This is a genomic window from Psychroserpens algicola, from assembly GCF_014526325.1.
GTDB lineage: Bacteria > Bacteroidota > Bacteroidia > Flavobacteriales > Flavobacteriaceae > Psychroserpens > Psychroserpens algicola.
On record NZ_JACNMJ010000002.1, the window covers coordinates 141024 to 162300 of the forward strand.

General features: G+C 33.1%; 21 protein-coding genes. 17 read left to right on the forward strand and 4 right to left on the reverse strand.

Features of this window, described 5'->3' with window-relative positions:
• Window positions 1-62 precede the first annotated feature (62 nt).
• Together H7350_RS06485 and H7350_RS06490 are read right to left on the reverse strand one after the other, a co-directional pair.
• Window positions 63-1385, reverse strand: a complete 1323-nt coding sequence (locus H7350_RS06485) for a hypothetical protein (RefSeq protein ID WP_204345085.1) — start codon at window positions 1383-1385, stop codon at window positions 63-65.
• A 270-nt stretch (window positions 1386-1655) separates the two neighbouring features.
• Entirely contained in the window at window positions 1656-2108 is a 453-nt protein-coding gene (locus H7350_RS06490) for a hypothetical protein (protein WP_204345086.1), read from the reverse strand.
• 480 nt (window positions 2109-2588) lie between these two features.
• Here H7350_RS06490 and H7350_RS06495 point away from each other — a divergent pair, with 480 nt between their 5' ends.
• Window positions 2589-3209, forward strand: coding sequence for a peptidase associated/transthyretin-like domain-containing protein (locus H7350_RS06495; protein WP_204345087.1), 621 nt, complete (start codon window positions 2589-2591; stop codon window positions 3207-3209).
• Window positions 3210-3220: 11 nt separating this feature from the next.
• On the opposite strand, the gene H7350_RS06500 is transcribed toward H7350_RS06495, so the two are convergent.
• Both H7350_RS06500 and H7350_RS06505 read right to left on the reverse strand, forming a co-directional pair.
• Window positions 3221-4135 (reverse strand): peptidoglycan DD-metalloendopeptidase family protein, encoded by a 915-nt coding sequence (locus tag H7350_RS06500; protein ID WP_204345088.1) that lies wholly within the window; start codon window positions 4133-4135, stop codon window positions 3221-3223.
• Window positions 4136-4215: 80 nt separating this feature from the next.
• Window positions 4216-4584, reverse strand: a complete 369-nt coding sequence (locus H7350_RS06505; RefSeq protein ID WP_204345089.1) for a winged helix-turn-helix transcriptional regulator — start codon at window positions 4582-4584, stop codon at window positions 4216-4218.
• 238 nt (window positions 4585-4822) lie between these two features.
• Between H7350_RS06505 and H7350_RS06510 the strand changes: the two genes are divergently transcribed.
• The 16 genes from H7350_RS06510 to H7350_RS06585 all read left to right on the forward strand — a co-directional run bounded on the left by H7350_RS06510 (window position 4823) and on the right by H7350_RS06585 (window position 21276).
• Window positions 4823-5497 (forward strand): NAD(P)H-dependent oxidoreductase, encoded by a 675-nt coding sequence (locus H7350_RS06510; RefSeq protein ID WP_204345090.1) that lies wholly within the window; start codon window positions 4823-4825, stop codon window positions 5495-5497.
• Window positions 5498-5504: 7 nt separating this feature from the next.
• Entirely contained in the window at window positions 5505-6350 is an 846-nt protein-coding gene (locus H7350_RS06515; protein ID WP_204345091.1) for a DUF4437 domain-containing protein, read from the forward strand.
• A gap of 99 nt (window positions 6351-6449) precedes the next feature.
• Window positions 6450-7310 (forward strand): AraC family transcriptional regulator, encoded by an 861-nt coding sequence (locus H7350_RS06520; RefSeq protein WP_204345092.1) that lies wholly within the window; start codon window positions 6450-6452, stop codon window positions 7308-7310.
• A gap of 135 nt (window positions 7311-7445) precedes the next feature.
• Entirely contained in the window at window positions 7446-8294 is an 849-nt protein-coding gene (locus H7350_RS06525) for an enoyl-CoA hydratase/isomerase family protein (protein WP_204345093.1), read from the forward strand.
• Window positions 8295-8310: 16 nt separating this feature from the next.
• Complete coding sequence (locus H7350_RS06530; RefSeq protein WP_204345094.1) at window positions 8311-9273, forward strand: 2OG-Fe(II) oxygenase; 963 nt, start codon at window positions 8311-8313, stop codon at window positions 9271-9273.
• Window positions 9274-9395: 122 nt separating this feature from the next.
• A complete protein-coding gene (locus H7350_RS06535) occupies window positions 9396-10193 on the forward strand; it encodes an SDR family NAD(P)-dependent oxidoreductase (RefSeq protein WP_204345095.1) in 798 nt (265 codons plus the stop codon).
• A gap of 25 nt (window positions 10194-10218) precedes the next feature.
• On the forward strand, window positions 10219-10812 hold the full coding sequence (locus tag H7350_RS06540; protein ID WP_204345096.1) for an NAD(P)H-dependent oxidoreductase: 594 nt from the start codon (window positions 10219-10221) through the stop codon (window positions 10810-10812).
• Window positions 10813-10815: 3 nt separating this feature from the next.
• Complete coding sequence (locus H7350_RS06545) at window positions 10816-12705, forward strand: monovalent cation:proton antiporter-2 (CPA2) family protein (protein WP_204345097.1); 1890 nt, start codon at window positions 10816-10818, stop codon at window positions 12703-12705.
• Between the two features lie 159 nt (window positions 12706-12864).
• Window positions 12865-13923, forward strand: coding sequence for a serine hydrolase domain-containing protein (locus tag H7350_RS06550; RefSeq protein WP_204345098.1), 1059 nt, complete (start codon window positions 12865-12867; stop codon window positions 13921-13923).
• A gap of 142 nt (window positions 13924-14065) precedes the next feature.
• Window positions 14066-14212 (forward strand): hypothetical protein, encoded by a 147-nt coding sequence (locus H7350_RS17125; protein ID WP_338105766.1) that lies wholly within the window; start codon window positions 14066-14068, stop codon window positions 14210-14212.
• Between the two features lie 429 nt (window positions 14213-14641).
• Window positions 14642-15733: a nickel-binding protein gene (locus H7350_RS06560; protein ID WP_204345099.1), complete on the forward strand. Its 1092-nt coding sequence runs from the start codon at window positions 14642-14644 to the stop codon at window positions 15731-15733.
• Window positions 15734-15862: 129 nt separating this feature from the next.
• Entirely contained in the window at window positions 15863-16366 is a 504-nt protein-coding gene (locus tag H7350_RS06565; RefSeq protein WP_204345100.1) for a YybH family protein, read from the forward strand.
• A 42-nt stretch (window positions 16367-16408) separates the two neighbouring features.
• Window positions 16409-17797, forward strand: a complete 1389-nt coding sequence (locus H7350_RS06570) for an FAD-binding oxidoreductase (RefSeq protein ID WP_204345101.1) — start codon at window positions 16409-16411, stop codon at window positions 17795-17797.
• Between the two features lie 279 nt (window positions 17798-18076).
• On the forward strand, window positions 18077-18280 hold the full coding sequence (locus tag H7350_RS06575; protein ID WP_204345102.1) for a helix-turn-helix transcriptional regulator: 204 nt from the start codon (window positions 18077-18079) through the stop codon (window positions 18278-18280).
• Window positions 18277-20604 carry a sensor histidine kinase gene (locus H7350_RS06580; RefSeq protein WP_204345103.1) on the forward strand — a complete coding sequence of 776 codons (2328 nt, stop codon included), beginning with the start codon at window positions 18277-18279 and terminating at the stop codon, window positions 20602-20604. Before H7350_RS06575 ends, H7350_RS06580 begins: the two co-directional genes overlap by 4 nt.
• Before the next feature lie 9 nt (window positions 20605-20613).
• On the forward strand, window positions 20614-21276 hold the full coding sequence (locus H7350_RS06585; protein ID WP_204345104.1) for a DNA-binding transcriptional response regulator: 663 nt from the start codon (window positions 20614-20616) through the stop codon (window positions 21274-21276).
• Window position 21277 lies beyond the last annotated feature (1 nt).

A 21277-nucleotide genomic window follows, 5' to 3' on the forward strand; every position in this document is an offset into this window, starting at 1 on the left:
TAAGCAATGGTTCTTTAATTAAATCTTAATAAGTTTTGCTATTAATTATTATTAGGGATTTATTAATCGTCGTCATCGTCATCATCGATAAGATCATTTGATGCTATAATTCTATTAATTCTTAATCTGAAATCTGGACGATTTAAATTTTTAGCATCGATGAACGTTTCAGAATCTGGTCCTTTAGAGTATACATTATTGAAAGCTCTGTTGCCATACCAGTTTTCTAAATCTTCGTTATTAGGAACATCTTTTACAAAAATGTTTCCCTTGCAATTATTAAAGTAAGTTCTAGTGAATTGGATTTTTTCCAGATTTTCACTGTTAATTTTAATTTTATTATCAAAAATTACAGCAGGATTAAAACCAGAAATCACACTTTTATCAATTGTAAATGATGCATCTTCACCGATGTAAATTGCTTCATTTACTAAACCAACTTTAATGTCGTTACGTAAATCATCACTTAGATTGATTAACGTTAGGTTTTCAGCTTCAACTAGAGTTTGATTATTTGTTAAATCGGCATCCTCTTTTTGATCAAATGACGAAATGTACATACATCTTGAGATATCAGCTCCAGAAACATACGGAGAGCGTATGGCTAAAGAGTTAATGATCCAGCATTGCGCACCATAATTAAATTCGTAGTCATTACTACTTGATTTGTAGGATACTAATTTGTTTAATGTGACTTCACCGCCTAAAACATTAAATGAGTTACCTTCACAATAGCTTACCATTACATTTTCAATAATAGTATGTTGCCCAACTCCAGCAAGAGTCAGCGCATTAAAATAGCCATAATCTTTTGTTCGTTTTCCCGCATACTCTATACGTACATATTTTAAACTTCCAGAATTGCTATTAGGATCATTTCCACCATAGCTAATGCTTTTAGAATCTGATGGTCTTAGCCCATAGTTTATTGAGGATTCATTTCCGTATTTATTAGTTGGCGCATTGCCAAGAATAAATATGCCTCCCCAATCTCCTGGTTTTTTAACACTTCTACTTGAAGTAAAAATAATAGGGTCTGTATGAGTACCTTCAGCTAAGATTTTAGATCCGTTACTAATGGTTAATGAACCTTTAGTTTTGAAATCTCCAATAATTACTGTTCCTGGTTCAATTGTCAATGTAGAACTGTCTGTAACAAAAACATCACCTAATAACAAATAGATGTCTCTTTTATACAATTTTGTATCTCTCGAAATATTGCCACTTAGTATTTGAGTAGGCTTTCCATACTCAACTTTATTTGGCTTAAATTCTGTCCAAGGATTCAACCAGTTGTTATAACCAATGATGCCTTTTTCCTGCTGTGCAAATAAATTGCCATACACTAATAAAAAGATAAGTGTAACCTGAGTAATTTTTTTCATAGTAGTTAAATTCAATTTGTTAGATTAGTGGGCGCTAAAATATATACATCAAACATAGGATTAATACTTATGAAATGCAAAAAATATCGACGAAATACACAATTTTAATACACTTGTAGTTTTATTCCTACAAATAATTTTGATTTAACACTAAAATTCTAGTTCAAAATTAACTATCAAATAATCAACAGGTTAAGATTTAAAATAAAATCACAAAAAAACCTCGACAAATTGTCGAGGCTAAATTCAAATTAATAAGTAAAAAATAGGCTAATCGGTTTTATAATCATTATAGGTGTGTAATGATTTAAGTGTTTCTTCATAGAATAAAATTGCAGCAATTAAATCTCTGGTATCAGAATAGGGTAAAATTGAAGTTTGAAATTCAACAGTACTATCAAAATAATTGACAGAAGCTTCACGATTGGCTTCAAGTGCTTTTTTATTTTCTTTTGTTTCAGGAATTCCTAAAGAACCCATAGTAACTCCGGGTTTAGTAGCGAAGGCTATATTGGGCAAAATATTTACAATGACTTCAATACGTTCGATGTATAAGGTTAGTAACTCGCCTTTAGTCATTCTGTTTAATTCATCATGACTATGGTATTTAGAAATATTGACTTTGCCACTAATTATATTAACAGGAGCATTCTTTTTTTGAGCGAAACTGAAGCTGATCATCAGTAAAAAAATGATGCTTAATAAAGTAGGTTTTGTTTTCATTTTTAGTTTTTTTAGTTAATCTAGGACAAGCAAATCTATACAAATTATTAAAAAAACCAACTAATTTTTCAATTTTTTTGCAAAGTATTTTAACGCATGAAATGCATATTTCTTGGATAAACTGCATAATCACTAGACAAAATGCATATTTTTACGATGAAATACTTTCGTCTTTTTTTCAATCTAAACATCTCAAAAAATTGTAAAAAATTACTTTTTTTTGAAAAATCTAAAAGTTTAGATAATTAAAAAATCATATAAAGGGCATATAAACTTTTTGATAAGAATTAATATAAATGGTCTAAAATTGAGATAGCAGATTTTAAAATCAATCACTTTTAATGCTAAGGTTATATCTACATTTCATCGATGTATTTTGCGTTGTATAACATTTCATCGTAAAATTTAAGCATTCGTATGATTTTTAAGGTTTTATGAAATTATTCTATGAATTTTGAGTAAATCTTAATGCTTAACCTCATGAAAAAAATATTCTCACTTCTAAGTCTCACGTGTCTTACAGTTTTTAATATGTCGATTTTCGCACAAGATGCTACAAGCACTTTAGACGACTATTTAGACAGAAACCCTATATATGATTATCAAGAACTTCAATTAAATAGTACAGATACCATACCTGACTTTGAATCTAAAACAACTAAAATAAAAGTTACGGGAACAATCTATCAAAGTGATGGTGTCACACCTGCAAAAGATGTCATTTTATTTATTGAACAAGCTGATGAAACGGGAGATTTTGATTTAAGAACTTCTAATGATAAACGCTATGTGCACCATAGAGCTTGGGTAAAAACGGATGCTGATGGGCAATATACATTGTATACATTTGTACCAGGTAATGATAGACGCTACAATCAATTACAACAGTTGTTTCCAGTAATTAAAGAGCCTAAGAAACCAGAATATGAGTTAGCCAGTTTTCTTTTTGATGACGATCCATTATTGACTAAATTATGTCGTAAGCGTATGGCAAAAAAAGGAGATCCTACCAGAGTTTTAAAACTAGAAAAAGAGGGTGATTTATTAGTTGCCCACAAAAACATTGTTTTAAATAGTGATAACACTACGGCTTTAAATTAAGAATACCCTTATTATTTTTCGATAACGAGTTTTTGACCAATCTTAATAATAGAGTTTCGGCTGAGTGCATTAGTTTTACAAATCGAGGCTATAGATACATTGTTTCGTCTTGAAATTCGAGATAGCGTATCTCCAGGTTTGACAACGTATATTATTTTTTCTTTGATTAGGCTAGTCATTGCATCTTCTTCTGAAAGCAACAATTTTAATTTACTTTGACGTTTAGAATTATGAGCAATTGGTCGTGTCCAGGTTTTTGTAACCCAAAGTTCGTTTGCTCTAATTTTATTAGAATCATTAAACTCAAATAAATATTCAGGGTTAATAGCTATACCTTTGTAATTAACCACCAAATGCAAGTGGCTACCTCTAGCATTTCCAGAAACACCGCCTTTACCTATATACTGACCTTTGGCTATTGTGTCATTTTCTTTTACACCATAAACAGATAAATGAGCGTAAACAGTTTCCAATCCGTTATAATGTCTTATAACAACTGTTTTTCCATGACCTCTGCTGTATCTTGACATACGCACTATACCATCAAACATGGCATACAAACTATCACCAGTAACGAGATCTATATCTATACCGCGATGTGGTCTGCCTCGTCTCCAACCATAACGAGAGGTGACTACTTTTTGCTTTCCGATAGGTGAGTGGTATGTAGAATCTTTAAACTGAAGTTGTAACGGAAATGTCACATTTGCATCTCGATAAGGATTATACACTGTATGATCCCAATACTCAGCTTTAATATCCAGAGGTGGTATGGTATCCATTTCAGGAACGATAGTAACCGATACAGAATCTACGGTTTTAATAAATTTAAAGTCTGAAATATCTACATTGAAGTCTAAGTTTTTTTGGGCTTCAACGTTAAAAGACCAAGCGATACATATAATACAAGAAATGACTAATTTCATATAAGGGAAAAGGAACTACTAATTTTTGATTGCCGAATATAAAAAATAAAACGTTAAGTTTTGTTAATGTATTGTTACAGTTAATCTACAATCTCTCCTTTTTCTTCAGCAACTGTTGTTCCCCAATCGGCAATAGCTAATAAAACAGGTCCTAAAGTTTCACCAAAAGACGTTAGTTCATATTCAACCTTTAATGGAGGTTTTTTTGTATAAACTCTTCTTGAAATTAAACCATCTTTTTCAAGTTGTTTAAGTTGAAGACTTAGTGTACGTTCAGTAATGGTGGATATCAACTTATATAATTCATTATATCGTTTCTTCCCGTTCAACAAATAAATGAGAATAACACTTTTCCATTTTCCTCCAATCAGTTCCATGGCAATACTGGTTGAGCAAGAGAACGTCTTATCATTAAATTTGATGACTCTTTTTTTATATTCAATATCCATAAATCTACGCTTCTAATTTTGCAAAGTTATTACACTATCATTAATTATACAACTATACTTTTTATAGTTATTTTAACATTAGCTCCAAAGTACTATAAACACTGATATCGAGCCAAAGTATTTAGTCTAAAATATATACTATCATTTATGACCGTTATTGTATAATAATAAAACTACCAATACTTTTGTTACTATACTTTTGATAGTACAATTATTTTAAACCTATAATATTATAAAAATGAATACACCAAACATTGCTAAAGAAGATATTTTAAACGCATTTAATTACAGACATGCCACTAAAGAATTTGATCCAAAAAAAACATTAACAGATGATCAAATAAACTTCATTTTAAAAACTGCTAATCTATCACCAAGCTCTTTTGGTTTTGAGCCTTGGCATTTTGTGGTTGTTCAAGATAAAGAGTTACGCGAACTTTTAAAGCCAGTAGCTTGGGGAGCACCTTTGAAGTTAGATACGGCTAGTCATTTTATTTTAGGATTAAGTATGAAGGCTCCTATGGTAAAACATGATGCAGCATATATAGAACATATGATGAAAGACGTCAAGCAAATGCCAGAAGATGTCATTGAAATGTATTCTAAATTTTACAGAGAGTTTCAAGAACGTGACTTTAATTTAGATTCAGATAAAAAATTATTCGATTGGTCATCTAAGCAAACGTATATTGCTCTAGGGAATATGATGACAGCGGCAGCTTTAGCAGGAATAGATTCTTGTCCGATAGAAGGATTTCATCAAGAAAAAGCGGAAGCTTTGCTTAGAGAAAAGTTTAATATAGATACAGATAAGTACGGGTTGTCATTTATGGCGGCATTTGGATATCGGAAAGCAGATCCAGAATTCCCAAAATCAAGACGTCCATTAGAAGATATAGTCACTTGGAAATAAAAACACAATGAAAACATTTTTTACAATATTATTTACGTTAATAGTTTGTGCTAATGCAGTGGCACAAACACCAACAACCGATACTATTTTATCTAAAAATGAGGTAGTAACTGCTGATGATATTGAATGGGGTTGGCTTAACCCTTTAAGAGGCGACAAAAGTCCAGCTGCAGGTAAACTTTGGGGTGATCGTACCAAAAATGAGCCAGCTGGTTTTTTAGTGAAATTTAAAAAAGGATTTTCATCGCCTCCTCACATTCACAATATCACGTATCGTGGTGTCGTTATTAAAGGATTATTGCATAATGATGATGAACATGCTGAAAAGCAATGGCTACCTGCAGGATCTTACTGGCAGCAGCCTGCAGGAGAAGCACATATTACTGCAGCTGATGCTGAGGATAATTTAGCTCTTTTAGATATTCAAGAAGGTCCGTATTTAGTAAAGCCTACTTCTGAAGCTTTTGATAATGGCGAGCGTCCTGTAAACATGGACCCTTCAAATTTAGTATGGTTAAACGCCAAAGATATGACTTGGGTTTCTAATGAAAGTCAAGTAGAAACTGCTTTCTTATGGGGAAATCATGAGGAAAAACAATTACGTGCAACGCTCTTAAAATTACCTGCTGGTTTTGAAGGAGCGATTAAAAATTTAAGTTCCAACTTCAGAGCTGTGGTAATTCAGGGAACTATAGCGCATCGATTTTCAGACAGTAAGTTTATGAATGTACTCGAACCTGGAAGTTATTTTGGAGCTAAAGAAAATACCATTAATAACATTTCTGTAAAAGATAATGAAAGCGCATTGATTTATATTCGCACTAATGGCGATTTTGAAGTGATTTCAAAATAATATTATGATTTTAATTAATACACCCTTATTGATTAATAGCAAGGAGAAGCCACGACATACTGTGGCTTCTTCTATTTTAAATTCACTATTTTAGTAATAATGGCAAGAACCATTCTCGAAAATATCGTAATTCAGAAGTATAAAGACGAAACTTTTTTTACGTTTTGTCAATACACAACGATACGTTTTTTCGAAATTGTTTATATCGAAAAAGGCGATGGTACCATAAAAATTAACGGTAAAACGGTACGGTATTCCGACAATAGTATTTTCGTGTTTATTCCTGATGACGTTTATATTATACAAGCTGAAACACCAACCACAGTAACAGCCATTAAGTTTTTAAAGAGTTTTTTTAGAAACACAGCTTTACAAAAGGCAACGCTTCCTGTTAACGATTGGTTTCGTAAAATTGAAGAAATTTTAAATAGTGAAAGTCATCAACTACGCGAAATGCAATTTGAAACCACTTCAGATAGAGCGCATTTGGTCGCTTTAGCAAACATGGTCGCTACGGAATATTTAAATAAACAATCCAATGATATTTTCATCATTCAAAATTCATTGTCAGTTATACTTCATTTAATTGCTAGAAATATTCAGTATATAAATGCTGAAACTATTAAAGAGGTAAAGTCATCAAAAATTCAGCAAATCATAAACTTTATTCACTCTAATATCTACAATCCTGAAGTATTAAGTACCAAAAGCTTAGCGGAAGAATTTCATATGGCAGACAATTATATTAGTGAGTATTTTAAAAAACATACTGATGTGCCTTTAAAAAAATACATCCTTAATTATAAATTGAAATTGGTAGAAACACGATTAAAGTACACGGATGCACAAGATTCTGAAATAGCTTTAGAGCTTGGTTTTACAGATTCTAGCCATTTAAATAAAACCTTTAAAACGTATAAGGGCATAAGTTTAAGTGCCTTTAAAGCCAATTTAGCCTAAGGTTTTTTTACTATAAACCTTATTTTTTACCAATAACACATTGTTTTCTACCAAAAAACACCTTGATCTCTGAGGTAAGTTTGTACTGTTAGTATAACACAACAAAAAACAGTAGTAACTAAAACATTAGAAATCATGGATTACAAAAATTTTCAAACATTCACAGCAAAACAAAATGGGGGCATTTTAACGGTAACTATTAATTTCGGACCAGTAAACGTACAAGGACAAGAAATGCTAGCAGACTTAAGTAGTTTGTGTTTACGTTTAGAACGGGACAGAAGTGTAAAAGTGGTTGTATTTCAATCATCAAACCCAGACTATTGGGTATGTCATTATGATACCAATTTGCTTAGAGATATGTCTACGGAAGCAGTGCCTAGAAACGAAGTACAACTATTAGACTTACAATCGGTTTTAGAACGATTAAGTAATGTACCACAAGCAACCATAGCAAAAATTGAAGGTTTTGCACGTGGTGGCGGACACGAAATGGCATTAGCATTAGACATGCGTTTTGCGGCAAGAGGAAAAGCCAAATTCATGCAAATGGAAGTCGGTATGGGCATTTTACCATGTGGAGGTGGAGCGTCTCGTATGGCAAGACAAACAGGACTTGGTAAAGCTTTAGAGATTATTTTAGGCGCCAGAGATTGGGATGCTGACGAAGCTGAAAAATTCGGAACCATCAACAAAGCGTTAGATGCTGATGAGATCGGACCTTATATAGATGCGTTGGCAGAGCGTATTTCTAAATTTCCAGCAGAATCTATTGAAGCTTGTAAACGTGCCATTTATGCGTCAATCGACTTACCAATTAAAGAGGCTTTAAAAGAAGAAGCTTACCAGTTATTTCAAGCAACCAGTAAAACACCAGCGATTAAACGTTTTACAATAGCAGATGAAAATGGTGCGCAATTCGATCATAATAATCAAAAGAATTGGGAATCTATGCTAATGGATTTGCAAGAGATTCAATTATAAAAAGAGATTAGAAATTATGAAAACAATAACAAAAACCAATGCACTTGCAGAAGCTCGTGCTCTAGACGTACCATCAAGAGAATTATCATTAAGACGCGATCCATCAGTTTCAAAATTTTGGAATGATAACCGTAAATTATTAGAGGCTGCTTGGGCTGAATGGGAACTAGAAAATAAAGACCATTTATTACTACCAGACGAATCTTTACTTGACCCTAAATTACGTAAAGCCATTAACGACGCTTGGGAAAATCCAGAAAAGGAAACTATTGTGGCCGATTTATGGGAAGAAATTATTCCTGGTGTTTATGTAGCACAATTTTTTGATTTAGAGCGTTTAGCTGATTTTCGTAAGTATTTAGAAGATGCGGTAAATTCAGGAATTCCAAAACGTGCGCCTTACGGAATACAATTAAACCGTTATGGAATGATGTTAGATCCTCGTTCTGAAGGTCATTTTGCTGCACCAAGTTTCCAAGCGTTTTATAATGCTATAATGGATCGTTATATGCGTCCAATTGCGCGATTATTATTAGGAACTTATGGTTACGATAATCAAACTTTTGGGTTTTCTATTCAGTACAATCCAGATAAGGATAAGGATTTACATGCACATACCGATGCGTCTGCGGCTACCTTGAATATCAACATTAATTTACCTGATGAAGCATTTACAGGTTCCATTGTTGATTTCTATGATAAAGCCTCAGGAAAAACGGTACAAACAAAGTTTGAGCCTGGTAAAGCCATTATTCATAGAGGTAATGTGCCACACGCCACACACCCAATTACTAGCGGACAACGCAGTAACTTAGTGGTTTGGTTGTATGGAGACCAGATGCAAATTCCTCGTGGTAGCAACAGTAGTTACGGAAACATCAGCAGTAACACTATCAAAGATACTGCATTAGAAAATGTTACAGCTCGTCAACGCTGGAGTTTGCCAGATGGACCAAAAGATACTATAGCACCATTTTAAATAGAATAAAAAATAGAATACATTGCAGTAAATGCATAACGTCATTTTAAGTGCAGTCGAGAATTAATAAAAACTTTTCGACTGTGCTTAAGCTGACTAATCAAACATAAAAGACATCAATAATGAAAACCATATTAATTACAGGAAGTACAGACGGCATCGGGAAACTTACCGCATTAAAATTAGCTAAAGAAGGCCATCACATATATCTTCATGGTAGAAGTGAAGCTAAAGTAAATTCAGTCATTAATGAACTAGAAAAGGCTTCAAACAATCCAAATATCAAAGGGTTTGTAGCTGATTTTTCAGATTTAAATGCTGTAAAACAACTAGCCGAAAAAATAAAAAAAGAAGTTTCTAAATTAGATATACTTATCAATAATGCTGGTATTTATAAAAGTCCGATAGATAAAACCAATGACGGATTAGATGTTAGAATGGCAGTAAATTATTTGGCACCTTATATTTTAACTGAAAGTTTAGTACCCATTTTAAATAAAGGTTCAGAAACACGAATCATTAACTTAAGTTCGGCAGCACAATCTACCGTTCAAAAAGGGGTGTTAACTGGAGATGCTACCGTTAACGCAAGTGAAAGCTATGCGCAAAGTAAGTTAGCCTTAACGATGTGGTCTTTCGACTTTGCTGAAAATCATTCAAATATAACGACTATTGCAGTAAACCCTGGTTCTTTGTTAAACACAAAAATGGCAAAGGAAGCCTACGGACAACATTGGTCGCCAGCAGAAAAAGGAGTGGACATTCTTTATGATCTAGCAATGTCAGAACGTCATAAAAATCAATCAGGCACATATTTTGACAATGACAGAGGTGTATATGCACATGCGCATCCTGATGCTTACGATGCAACCAAAATTAAATTATTGCTAACTTTAACAGAAGCAATTATAAGCAGTTAAAGTTTCAGAATCAACCAAAATATCAATGAAAAAAGTACTTATTCTTTTTGCACATCCGAAGTTTGAAAAATCCAGAGCTAATGCTGCTTTAATTGAACGCTTAAAAGATAAGGCACATGTGACCTTTCACGACTTATATGAGCATTATCCCAACTTTCATATTGATGTACAGCGCGAACAGGAATTACTAGTACAGCACGATATCATCATTTGGCATCATCCTTTGTATTGGTATAGTAGTCCTGCGATTTTAAAACAATGGAAAGATTTGGTTTTAGAGTTTAACTGGGCTTACGGACCAAAAGGGAAAGTGCTTCAAAATAAAACTATTTTTAACGTTATTACGACTGGTGGTTCACGAGAAGTATATTGTTCTGAAGGGTATAATACCTTTACGATTAACGAGTTTTTAAGACCTTATGAACAAACTGCCAATTTGTGTGGCATGCGCTATTTGCCGCCATTTGCAGTCATGGGAACGCATCATTTATCGGATGAAGATCTACTGAATTATGCCAACCAATACGAACAGCTCATAGATTTACTCCAGGGCGATTTTAATGCGACACAGTTATCAAATTGCTTTTTTCTTAACGATTTAGAAATTTTAACGGTTTAAATTATGTCTGGAAGTTTACTATTTGAAGCCATCGTTTTTTTAGCTGGAGCCATTATTTGTGTGTCCTTAGCTAAGCGATTGGGCTTAAGTTCGGTGATTGGGTATTTATTGGCAGGCGTTTTAATTGGGCCTTACGTTTTCGGATTTATTGGAGAAGAAGGAGAGGACATACTTCATTTTGCCGAATTTGGCGTTGTTGTTATGCTGTTTTTAATCGGATTAGAAATCGAACCCAAAAATTTCTGGAATATGCGGAAATCAATTCTGGGAATGGGAGGCATACAGGTCACATTAACCATAGCGCTAACTTATATATTTTTTGCAATTATGGGTTTTGAATGGCAAGTAGCTTTAACCGTTGGAATGGCAGTAGCCCTATCATCAACAGCAATAGCCTTACAAACTATTAAGGAAAAAGGCTTGATGAATACGACCTTCGGGTCAAGTTCCTTTTCGATATTACTCTTTCAGGATATCATTGTAATATTTATGATTGGTGCGTTACCATTACTATCTAATTCGTCAGATATTACTGAAGGTGATACAGCTCATACTACAGGGACTTTAATTGAGAGTTTACCAATTGGATTACAAACCTTAGCCATTATTTTATCGGTTGTAGTCATAGTATTAGCAGGTCGTTTTGTAGTGGTGCCAATGCTTCGAAAAGTAGCCAAAACAGGTGTTAGAGAGTTATTAATTGCCGCTGCATTTTTAATCGTATTTGGCATTTCATATTTAATGGAATTTGTTGGCTTAAGTCCAGCATTAGGTGCTTTTTTAGGTGGTGTCGTTTTATCTACTAGCGAATTTAAACACGAACTGGAAAGTACGCTTGAACCTTTTAAAAATTTACTACTCGGACTCTTTTTTATGGCTGTTGGTGCGTCCATCAACTTTGTGGTTATTGCTAAAAGTCCGTTGACCATTGGTGGCATTTTGCTTGCCATTGTTATTATTAAAGCACTGGTGTTATTTATAACAGGACGTATTTTTAAACTGAAATTAGACCAAAATGTACTGCTGACGTTTAGTTTAGCGCAAGTTGGTGAATTTGCCTTTGTATTATTGTCTTTCGCTTTTCAGTTAAACATTTTAGAACAAGAACAAATGGATATGATGCTTGTGGTGACAGCCGTATCGATGTCTTTAACACCAATTTTAGCATTGCTAAATGAGCGTTTAATTCTTCCGAAAATAGGAACTAAAGAATTGATAAAACGCCCAATGGATCATATCGCTAAATCGCAAAAAGTGATCTTGGTTGGTTTCGGACATTTTGGAAGTACAATTGGTCGTTTTTTACGTTCGCATGGTGTTGAAGCCACGATATTAGACTTTGATTCTAATCGTGTGGATTTCCTGAGAAAGATGGGATTTGAAGTGTATTATGGTGATGCTACACGTCAAGATTTACTGGAATCTGCAGGAATTGCCGAAGCCAAACTACTGATTTGCGCCACCAATAAAGTGTCCGTAGCAAAAGCCATAACAAAAATTGTCAAGGAAAAATATCCGCATGTAGGACTTATGGTACGTTCTAAAAACAGGTACGATGCATATGAATTATTAAATCTCGATGTTCATAATATTTATCGTGAAACTCTAGATACATCGTTAACTTTGGCTAGCGATGCTTTGAGTAAGTTAGGTTTCAGAAAATATACATTGAATCGTCAGGTTCAAAATTTTATTAAATATGACGAAGCTAGTTTAAGACGTTTAGCAACAGAGCCGAAACGTGACGACGACTATATTTTTAAAGCGCGTAAAGAACTCGAGCAACAAGAAAAGTTGCTAGAAAATGATTTTAAACGTGGCATTGTAGCTTACGATAATCATTGGGATAGTGATCATATACGAAAGCAATTAGAAAAATCTAATGAAGCGTAAACTTTTAAAATTTATTAAACGAAATCAGCATTACTTAAGATTAAACTTTTAAATACCAATTTAGCTATCGTATTCTACAGTTCAGTAGTTTTTTATTTTTATCATAGTTTCCATTTTAGATATTTGTACTATACATTTTAAATAACTCAATTTCATAAAATGGTAAGCACTTTAAGAAAAACCTCAAAAGGCAAACAAATATTTAGAATAGTTTTACTTGTTGGAACTTTTATTTCCTTATGGTTTGTTCCGTGGATTTTAGTAAAAGCTTGGATATTGCCATTACCAGACACCGTTCAAGAGCAAGTAGATCAAACCTTGAGTTATGGCTTTGATGGCGTAATTGTATATGTTGATGAAGCTGGAAAGCCTCCTGCATTTTACACAGCTGGTTATCATAATAAAGAAGAGAAAATTCCAGCCAAACCAAACGCCTTATTTAAAATCGCCAGTATTAGCAAGCTCTATGTCGCTGTTGCCATTACTAAACTAGCAAATGAAAATCGTATATCCTTAGAAAAAACAGTAGCAGATTACTTTCCAGAACTCGTGGGAAGACTTGAAAATTCAGATAAGATTACCTTGCGAATGCTGGTGAAGCACCGAAGTGGTATTCCAAATTTTACAGACAATCCAGAGTTTTGGAAAAACCAACCCAACACCAATATCGACGTGCTTCAATATGCACTCGATTTACCTGCCAACTTTGAGCCCAACGAAGATTATGGCTATTCTAATACCAATTATTTATTGCTTTCAAGAATCATTGAGCAAGTTACAGGAGGTCCGCGTCAAGAGTATTTCAACAAGGAAATTTTAATACCTCTTGGACTAAAAAACACGTTTGGTTCTCTTGATGACATAAACAATATAGATGATGTTATGAGTGGATATTATGTGGGAATTGAAAAGGACTTTAAAAACGAGAATAATGGCATGATGATAGCTACAGCTGAAGATGTTGGCATCTTTTTAAGAGCTTTAAACGATGGTTCATTACTCAATGAAAAAGAAATGAAACTCTACAGTTCGCTTTATGAGTTTAATCATGGCGGATTGGCGCCAGGCTACCAATGTATGGCAGAATACCATAAAGATATTGATGCTGTTGTCATTCAATTTATGAATACCACCGATTTTGAAGGCTACCAGTGGAATTTGTTAGAAATAACCCACAGTCGTGTGGTCAAGATCTTACGTAAAGCTAAGGGATTGTGATATGACATTGAACAACCGTTAGAGTATATCAATAATTAAAAAGTATTTTTATATGATTATTAAGACGAATACAATTATGAATAAAAAACATACTTATTGCTAATCACCATCATTTCTGCTTTAGGTGGTCTTTTATTTGGTTATGATACAGGCGTCATCTAATGGTGCTCAATTTTATTTTAGTAAGTACTTCGAATTGAGTGATGCCTTAAAAGGCTGGGTCGTTGGAAGCGCACTTTTAGGGTGTTTTGTCGGTGACATCATCGCAGGAAAATTAAGTATTAAATAGGGCGAAAAAATTCGCTCATCATATTAGCACTCCTTTTTACGGTCTCTGCATTTGGATCAGGATTGCCAAGTATGTTTCCCGAAACTGTGACAGTGCTGGTTATCTTTAGGATTATTGGTGGTTTAGGTAACTTGAGTTTTTTTAGCGAAGGCGAATAGGAGAGGAGAGAAAATCGAACTTGAAAGATTCACGGTTTCTTATGAGCTTTAGCTATACATGAGGAATATGTGTAAAATGGACTATAACTCACTTTCTATCTGCAATAAAAACATTGCTGCTTGCAAGTCTATTTTCATTATCAACTCCTGAAAAAATCACCCGCTTCATTAATACGATTAGCTTTCAAAAAATAGGTTTTAAAATATAAGTCAGCTGATTTTATAATTTATACGTTAAAAATTAATGTATATTACATTCAAAATCAACCAGATGCCATTATTTTTAGATTTACACGACCTTCCCGAAGGTATTACAGCTGCACATGTTGCAGAAATGCACAAAGCAGATTTAAATCTTGAGCACAAATATAATTGTAGAGGATTAACCTATTGGTGTGATGAAGTGAGAAAAACGGCTTTTTGCTTAATTGAAGCTCCAAATAAACAAGCTCTCATAGATTTGCATGAAAATGCACATGGAGCAATACCTACGCGTATAATTGAGGTTAATGATACCATAGTTGAATCCTTTTTAGGACGTATTGAAGATCCTGAAAAATCTAAAAATGTAAAGCTTAACATTATTAATGACCCTGCTTTTAGAACCTTGATGGTTGTAAAACTAAAGACTAAAACTTTAAGAATTAACGACATCAATATCCTAAAAGCTGCGGTTAGAGGCTACAACACCTCTATTAAGACCTTAACGTCTCATCATAATGGACGTATAGTAAAACAAGATGCAAATGTCTTTTTAGTCGCTTTTGATTCGGTGACAGATGCTTTGCATTGTGCGATGCAAATTCAAGAGACACACCATAAAGTCATAACTCCAGATTTAGAATTTAAAATAGGCATTAGTGCTGGCACACCTGTTACTGAAAAAGACAGTATTTTTGAGGATACTATAAAATGTGCCGATTATTTAAGCGATATCACTAAAGGTGGTTTTTCAATTTCTTCAGTAGTTAATGACCTCTACGAAGGTGAAAATCAAAATAAACCCTTAGCAAACACATCTATAAGTGTTCTAAATACGAAGGATGAAGATTTTATAATGCTATTAATGAATTATACAGAACGTATATGGTCGCAAGCCACAATAAGCGTTAATGATTTTGAAGAAAACTTAGGCTATAGTAAGTCTAAACTTTACAGAACCATGATGACTTTAGTAGGTAAATCTCCTAATACATTTTTAAGAGATTATCGTTTAGAGAAAGCTTTAGAATTACTCGAAAAACAACATAATAACATATCTGAGATAGCTTATCAAACAGGCTTTAGTAGTCCTGCATATTTTTCAAAATGTTTCCATAAAAAATACGGAATACTGCCTTCAAATTTCACATCTAAAAAATAAGCAACTATATATCAATTAGTTGAAGCTAAATTTACTACTGGTCTAAAAGTACTTTTATTTGGTCTAAATGTAGAATTACACATTATTTTTCTATTCTAATTTTGTTGAAAACCAAAAACATATAAAATTATGAACACAAAATTAGCAGTAGTATTGATGATGATTTTTTCAATTATAATCATAGGATGTGACAACGAAGATGATAACAACCAAATAAATAATCGTGATATTATCACATATGAATTCCCAGAAGAGAAACAAGAAGTCATGGACACTTTCGGAGCTATAGCACAAAGCATTATTGATGGCGATATGGATCAACTTATTTCCTTTCATGCTTATAGTCCGAAATTTACAGAATTTAAAAATGGAGAGCCAAGAAATGGCGCTGCAGCGAATGAAGCACACGAACGTAACGTTTTTGGAGCTGTAACTGAAGTCGTAAAGTTTGATGCCAATGATTTGCAAATTGCCGTTTATGGAGACGTGGCTAATTTAACCTTCCATTCCGATTTTCACTTAAGGTTTGGAGACGATTTAGTAATTGTTAACGATCAAATCACACTATTATTTGTGAAGACCAGTAACGGCTGGAAAATGGTACACGAACACCATTCACCTTTAACATCATAAATCATTAAAATTAATCTAAATGATTTATTTTATACATAAAACATGAAAAAAGCAATTAAAGATATAGATTCTGATACTTTAAAATCCTTTGCATCACAATTAAAAGGGCGTCTCGTTTTTCCATCAGATGCAACTTATAATGACACACGCAAAGTGTACAATGGCATGATAGATAAACATCCAGGATTATTCGCCATGTGCGAAACTACAGAAGACGTTATTGCTGCCGTAAATTTTGGAAGAGATAATAATATATTGGTAGCTATACGAGGAGGCGGCCATAATGGTGCTGGTCTGGGGTTATGTGATGAGGGTTTCGTTATTGATTTATCCGGACTAAAATTTGTGGATGTTGATACAACAAACAATACGGTAAAAGTTGGAGGCGGTAATATTTGGAATGAAGTTGATGCGGTCACACACGAGTTTGGCTTAGCAGTACCATCAGGAATGGTATCTTCTACAGGCGTTGGTGGTTTAACCCTTGGAGGAGGTGTTGGCTATTTATCCCGAAAATATGGACTCACTATAGACAATCTCTTAGAAGCAGAAATGGTTTTAGCAGATGGGAGTTTTGTCACTGTGAATGCTAAAGAACATACAGACCTCTTTTGGGCAATTAGAGGCGGAGGAGGAAACTTTGGTGTAGTAACATCTTTTAAATTTCAGGCGCATCCTGTAAAGATGATTAAGGGCGGACCAACCTTGTGGCCCATAGAACGCGTTGAAGAAATTATGGCTTGGTATGACAACTTTTTACAAAATGGACCAGAAGAATTAAGCGGTTTCATAGCCACTATGATCATTCCAGAATCCCCATTTCCAGCAGAACTACACAACAAACAGTTTTGTGCTATTGTTTGGTGTTACGTTGGTGATCCCAATACATTCGAAGAATTATTCCAACCCGTTTTAGATTTAAACCCTGTATTTGCTCACGTTGGTGATATGCCATATCCTGCTTTGCAAAGCATGTTTGATGGTCTTTTTCCATCAGGAATGCAATGGTATTGGCGAGCAGATTTTTTTGATACTTTAACGCCAGATATTACGGAGCAACACTTAAAATTTGGGTCTAATATACCAACACCATTATCTCAAATGCATTTATATCCAATTAGCGGAGCAGCAAGCAGAGTAGGCGCTAAAGATACGCCTTGGGCATACAGAGGTGCTAAATATGCAGGTGTCATCGTTGGTGTAGATCCCGATCCTAAAAATGCAGATAAAATTACCAATTGGTGTAAGGAGTATTGGGAAGCATTACATCCATATTCATCTGGTGGAGCCTATTCTAATTTTATGATGAACGAAGGCGAAGATCGTATTAAAGCAAGTTATAAGCATAACTATGAGCGATTATTACAGATTAAAAAGCAGTATGATGCCAATAATTTATTTAGAGTCAACCAGAATATCAAGCCATCATAAGTCAAAATCATTCCGTTTATAATCGTTATACTAAAAAAAGCCATCTCATTGATGGCTTTTTTAAATTAAAGCGTGTGTGCGAGTAAACAGTTTTTTACGAACCGTCGGTAGGAGTGTAGTGGAAATCGAACTTGTGAGATTCGCAACTTCTTAAAAGCTATAGGTATATATGAGTGATGTGTGTGGAATTGCAATATGTCTAATGATTAAATTTTATCTCAAATTATGATATATTATTAAATATTAGTACTATTTTTATTTTTCAAATCCCTAAGAATAATGAATCGCATAAAAGAGGTGCTTGAAGAAAAAGGAATTAAGCAAGTTTGGTTATCTGAAAAGTTGAGTAAAAGCTATAATATGGTTAATTCTTATGTACAGAATAGAAGACAACCAAGTTTAGAAGATTTGAATAGAATTGCAAATATACTAGATATGGATGTCAAGGATTTAATTGTTTCTAACACAAAAAAGCACTCATGAAGACTGAAAATACTATAAAAAAAGAACTGGAATCCTTATTAAAAGCTGAAAGTATGGATTATCAACAGTTTTTAGAATTGACTTCTGATTTTATTCAATATGATAATGAAAATCTTCGTTTCAGAACTGATGCTGGAACAATTGCTCATTTAGGAAGGGAAAGTATTAAAGATCATACTACAGCAGTTATTGAATTAGTAAAAAATGGGTATGATGCTGATGCAGAAAAAGTTGATATTGATATTATTATGGATGGTTCCAATAGCTATATTAGAATAGTTGATACTGGAATTGGAATGTCTCAAGAAGATGTTATTAATAGATGGTTAAGAATAGGTTTTTCTACTAAAAGGATAGAAAAGAAATCAAAAAAGGAAAGAAGAAAAACAGGTGAAAAAGGAATTGGAAGACTTTCCGCAGATAGACTAGGCTCTACAATAAGTTTGGTTACTAAATCTAAAGATTCTGATATATTTGGATTAGAAATTAATTGGGATGATTTCAACAAACAAGGTATAGACCTTCTACTTATACCATTCAAAAAAATTGATACACCAAAGATTAATTTACCTGAAAAAAGTAATACTGGGACTGAAATTATTATTAGAAATTTAAGAAATAATTGGAGTGAATCTGACTTGCGAAGATTATATGAAGAATTATCAATTTTAACATCGCCTTTCAAAGTTATTGAAGATTTCTTAATAACAATCAACACTAATATTAAGACGGATTACAAAGGAGAAATAAAACCAAAAGAACATTTAGAACCAGAAGTTGAACTCAATGTTTATTATGATGGAATGAGTGAAGAAATATCATATTTCATTAGTGATAAATATGGGTTTGGTGATAAAAAAATAGAAAAACAAATATCTTGGAAATTGCTTTCTCAAAAGTCTAATATAAAAGGTGAACAAAACTATCTAAATGACTTTAAAAAATTTGATATTAGTGATAAAAAACCTTCATGTGGTCCTGTAATGTTTGATTTAATGTTTTATCCTCGTGAATCTGCTCTTGTCAAAGGAACTGGTTTTACATTAAAACAATTAAAAGAGTATTTGGAATTTAATGGAGGCGTAAAAATATATAGAGACAATATTAGCGTAAAACCATATGGTTTTTCAGGTAAAGATGGTGAAGATTGGTTGAATTTAGGTGATAGACAAGCACAAAATCCTGCAGGTATAGGTAGACAAGATTGGATGGTAAAAAACAATCAAATGCTTGGTGCAATTTACATTAACAGGGATGAGAATGCAAAATTGGAAGATAGTGCTGCAAGAGAGGGGTTAGTTCATAATGAAGCATATTTTGACCTTAGAGCTCTAGTGCTTTGTGGTGTGAGATTATTGGAATTACACAGACATAATATCCATAAAAAAATTGATAAGCCAGGAAATATAACACCAAAAAAGTCTCATAAGAAAATACTAGATGAATATAAAGAGGAATTAGAAAAATTAAAATTAGAATTGTCTGAATTAAGAAAACAGGCAGAAGAAAATAATCATATTTATGTTTTAGATGCCTCGAGAAATGTTGATGCAATTCTTGTAAAAACCGAGTCGACAGAAAAAATAATTGAAGAAATACTCAATAAAAATAGAACTTTAGGAGGCCTTGCGACTGTAGGTATTGCTTCTGCTGTTTTTGGTCATGAAACTCAAATGTCAATTTCTCAATTTAAAATGGCCAATGAAGAAGCAATAGAGTCTTTAAATGAGAATCCTCCAAATATAAATGAAGCAATTGAAGAGCTTATCGAGGCTAGAGAATATTCAAAGCATGTTTCTGAATGGGGGTCTTTTGCTTTAACAAGAATTAAAAGAGATAAACGAAAGAAAAGACTAATAGATATTAAAGCTCTATTAAGTAAAACAATAAAGGAAATGTCAACAGCATTTCATGTTAGAGGTATTAAAATTTCAACTAAAATGGAAGAGGTTACTGCAAAAACATTTCCAATGGATATTGAAACAATAATTATTAATTTATTGACTAATTCATACTCTGCTTGCCTTCATAATGATACATTAAGAGAAATAGAAATTAAATTAAGTAGTAAAGTTATCGATGAAACAGATGGTTTCGAAATTATAGTTTCTGATTCTGGAAATGGCATTCATGAAGATTTTACTGAAATCATTTGGGAGGCTTTATATACAACTAAGACTGATGAAAAAGGGAATGAAATTGGAACAGGGTTAGGATTAACAATTGTTCAGTCAATTATTGATGATCTTGACGGGCAAAGAGAAGTTGGAAACGATCCAAATTTAAAAGGAGCAAAATTCACGATTTGGTTACCAAAAAAATAGAATTTACATATGGCATTAGTAGCAGTAATTGATGATAGAAAAAGTGTTAGAAAAAGATTATCAAAAAAATTTGGTAGATATCTAAAACAAGAAGGAATCTCTTGGGATGTACAACATTTCGACCCATTAAATCAAATATTGGATTATCCTAAGTGGATATCTCACAATAAAATTGTCATTTTAATTGTTGACGAAAAACTTCGAGAAACGCCTAAAACAGGTGGTGGGTTTCATAGTTATGATGGACATGATCTTGTGAGAGTAATTAGAGAAACCAATAAACAATTACCTATATATGTTGTTACTGCTCATGCTGATGATGATATTTTAACACAAATGGAGGGTGAATTCGAAGGCGTTATCCAAAGGGACAAATTTAATAATGATGATAGCGCCAATCAACAATTTAAAAGAATAGTACGTGCAACTCAAACTTATTTAGAAAATTTCAACAAAGAGTATATAAGATTAGCTGAATTATCAGAACTAGTAGCTTTAAATAAAGCAACTGACAAGAATAAAGATGAATTAAAAGCTTTACAAACCAAAATGCAGTTACCATTATCAAGTTTTATTTCAATTGATAGACAGGAATGGATAGAAGAATTAGATTCCAAAACAAAAGAGCTAGAAGAATTATCAAATAAAATTGAAAATTTTTTAAAGAAATAGA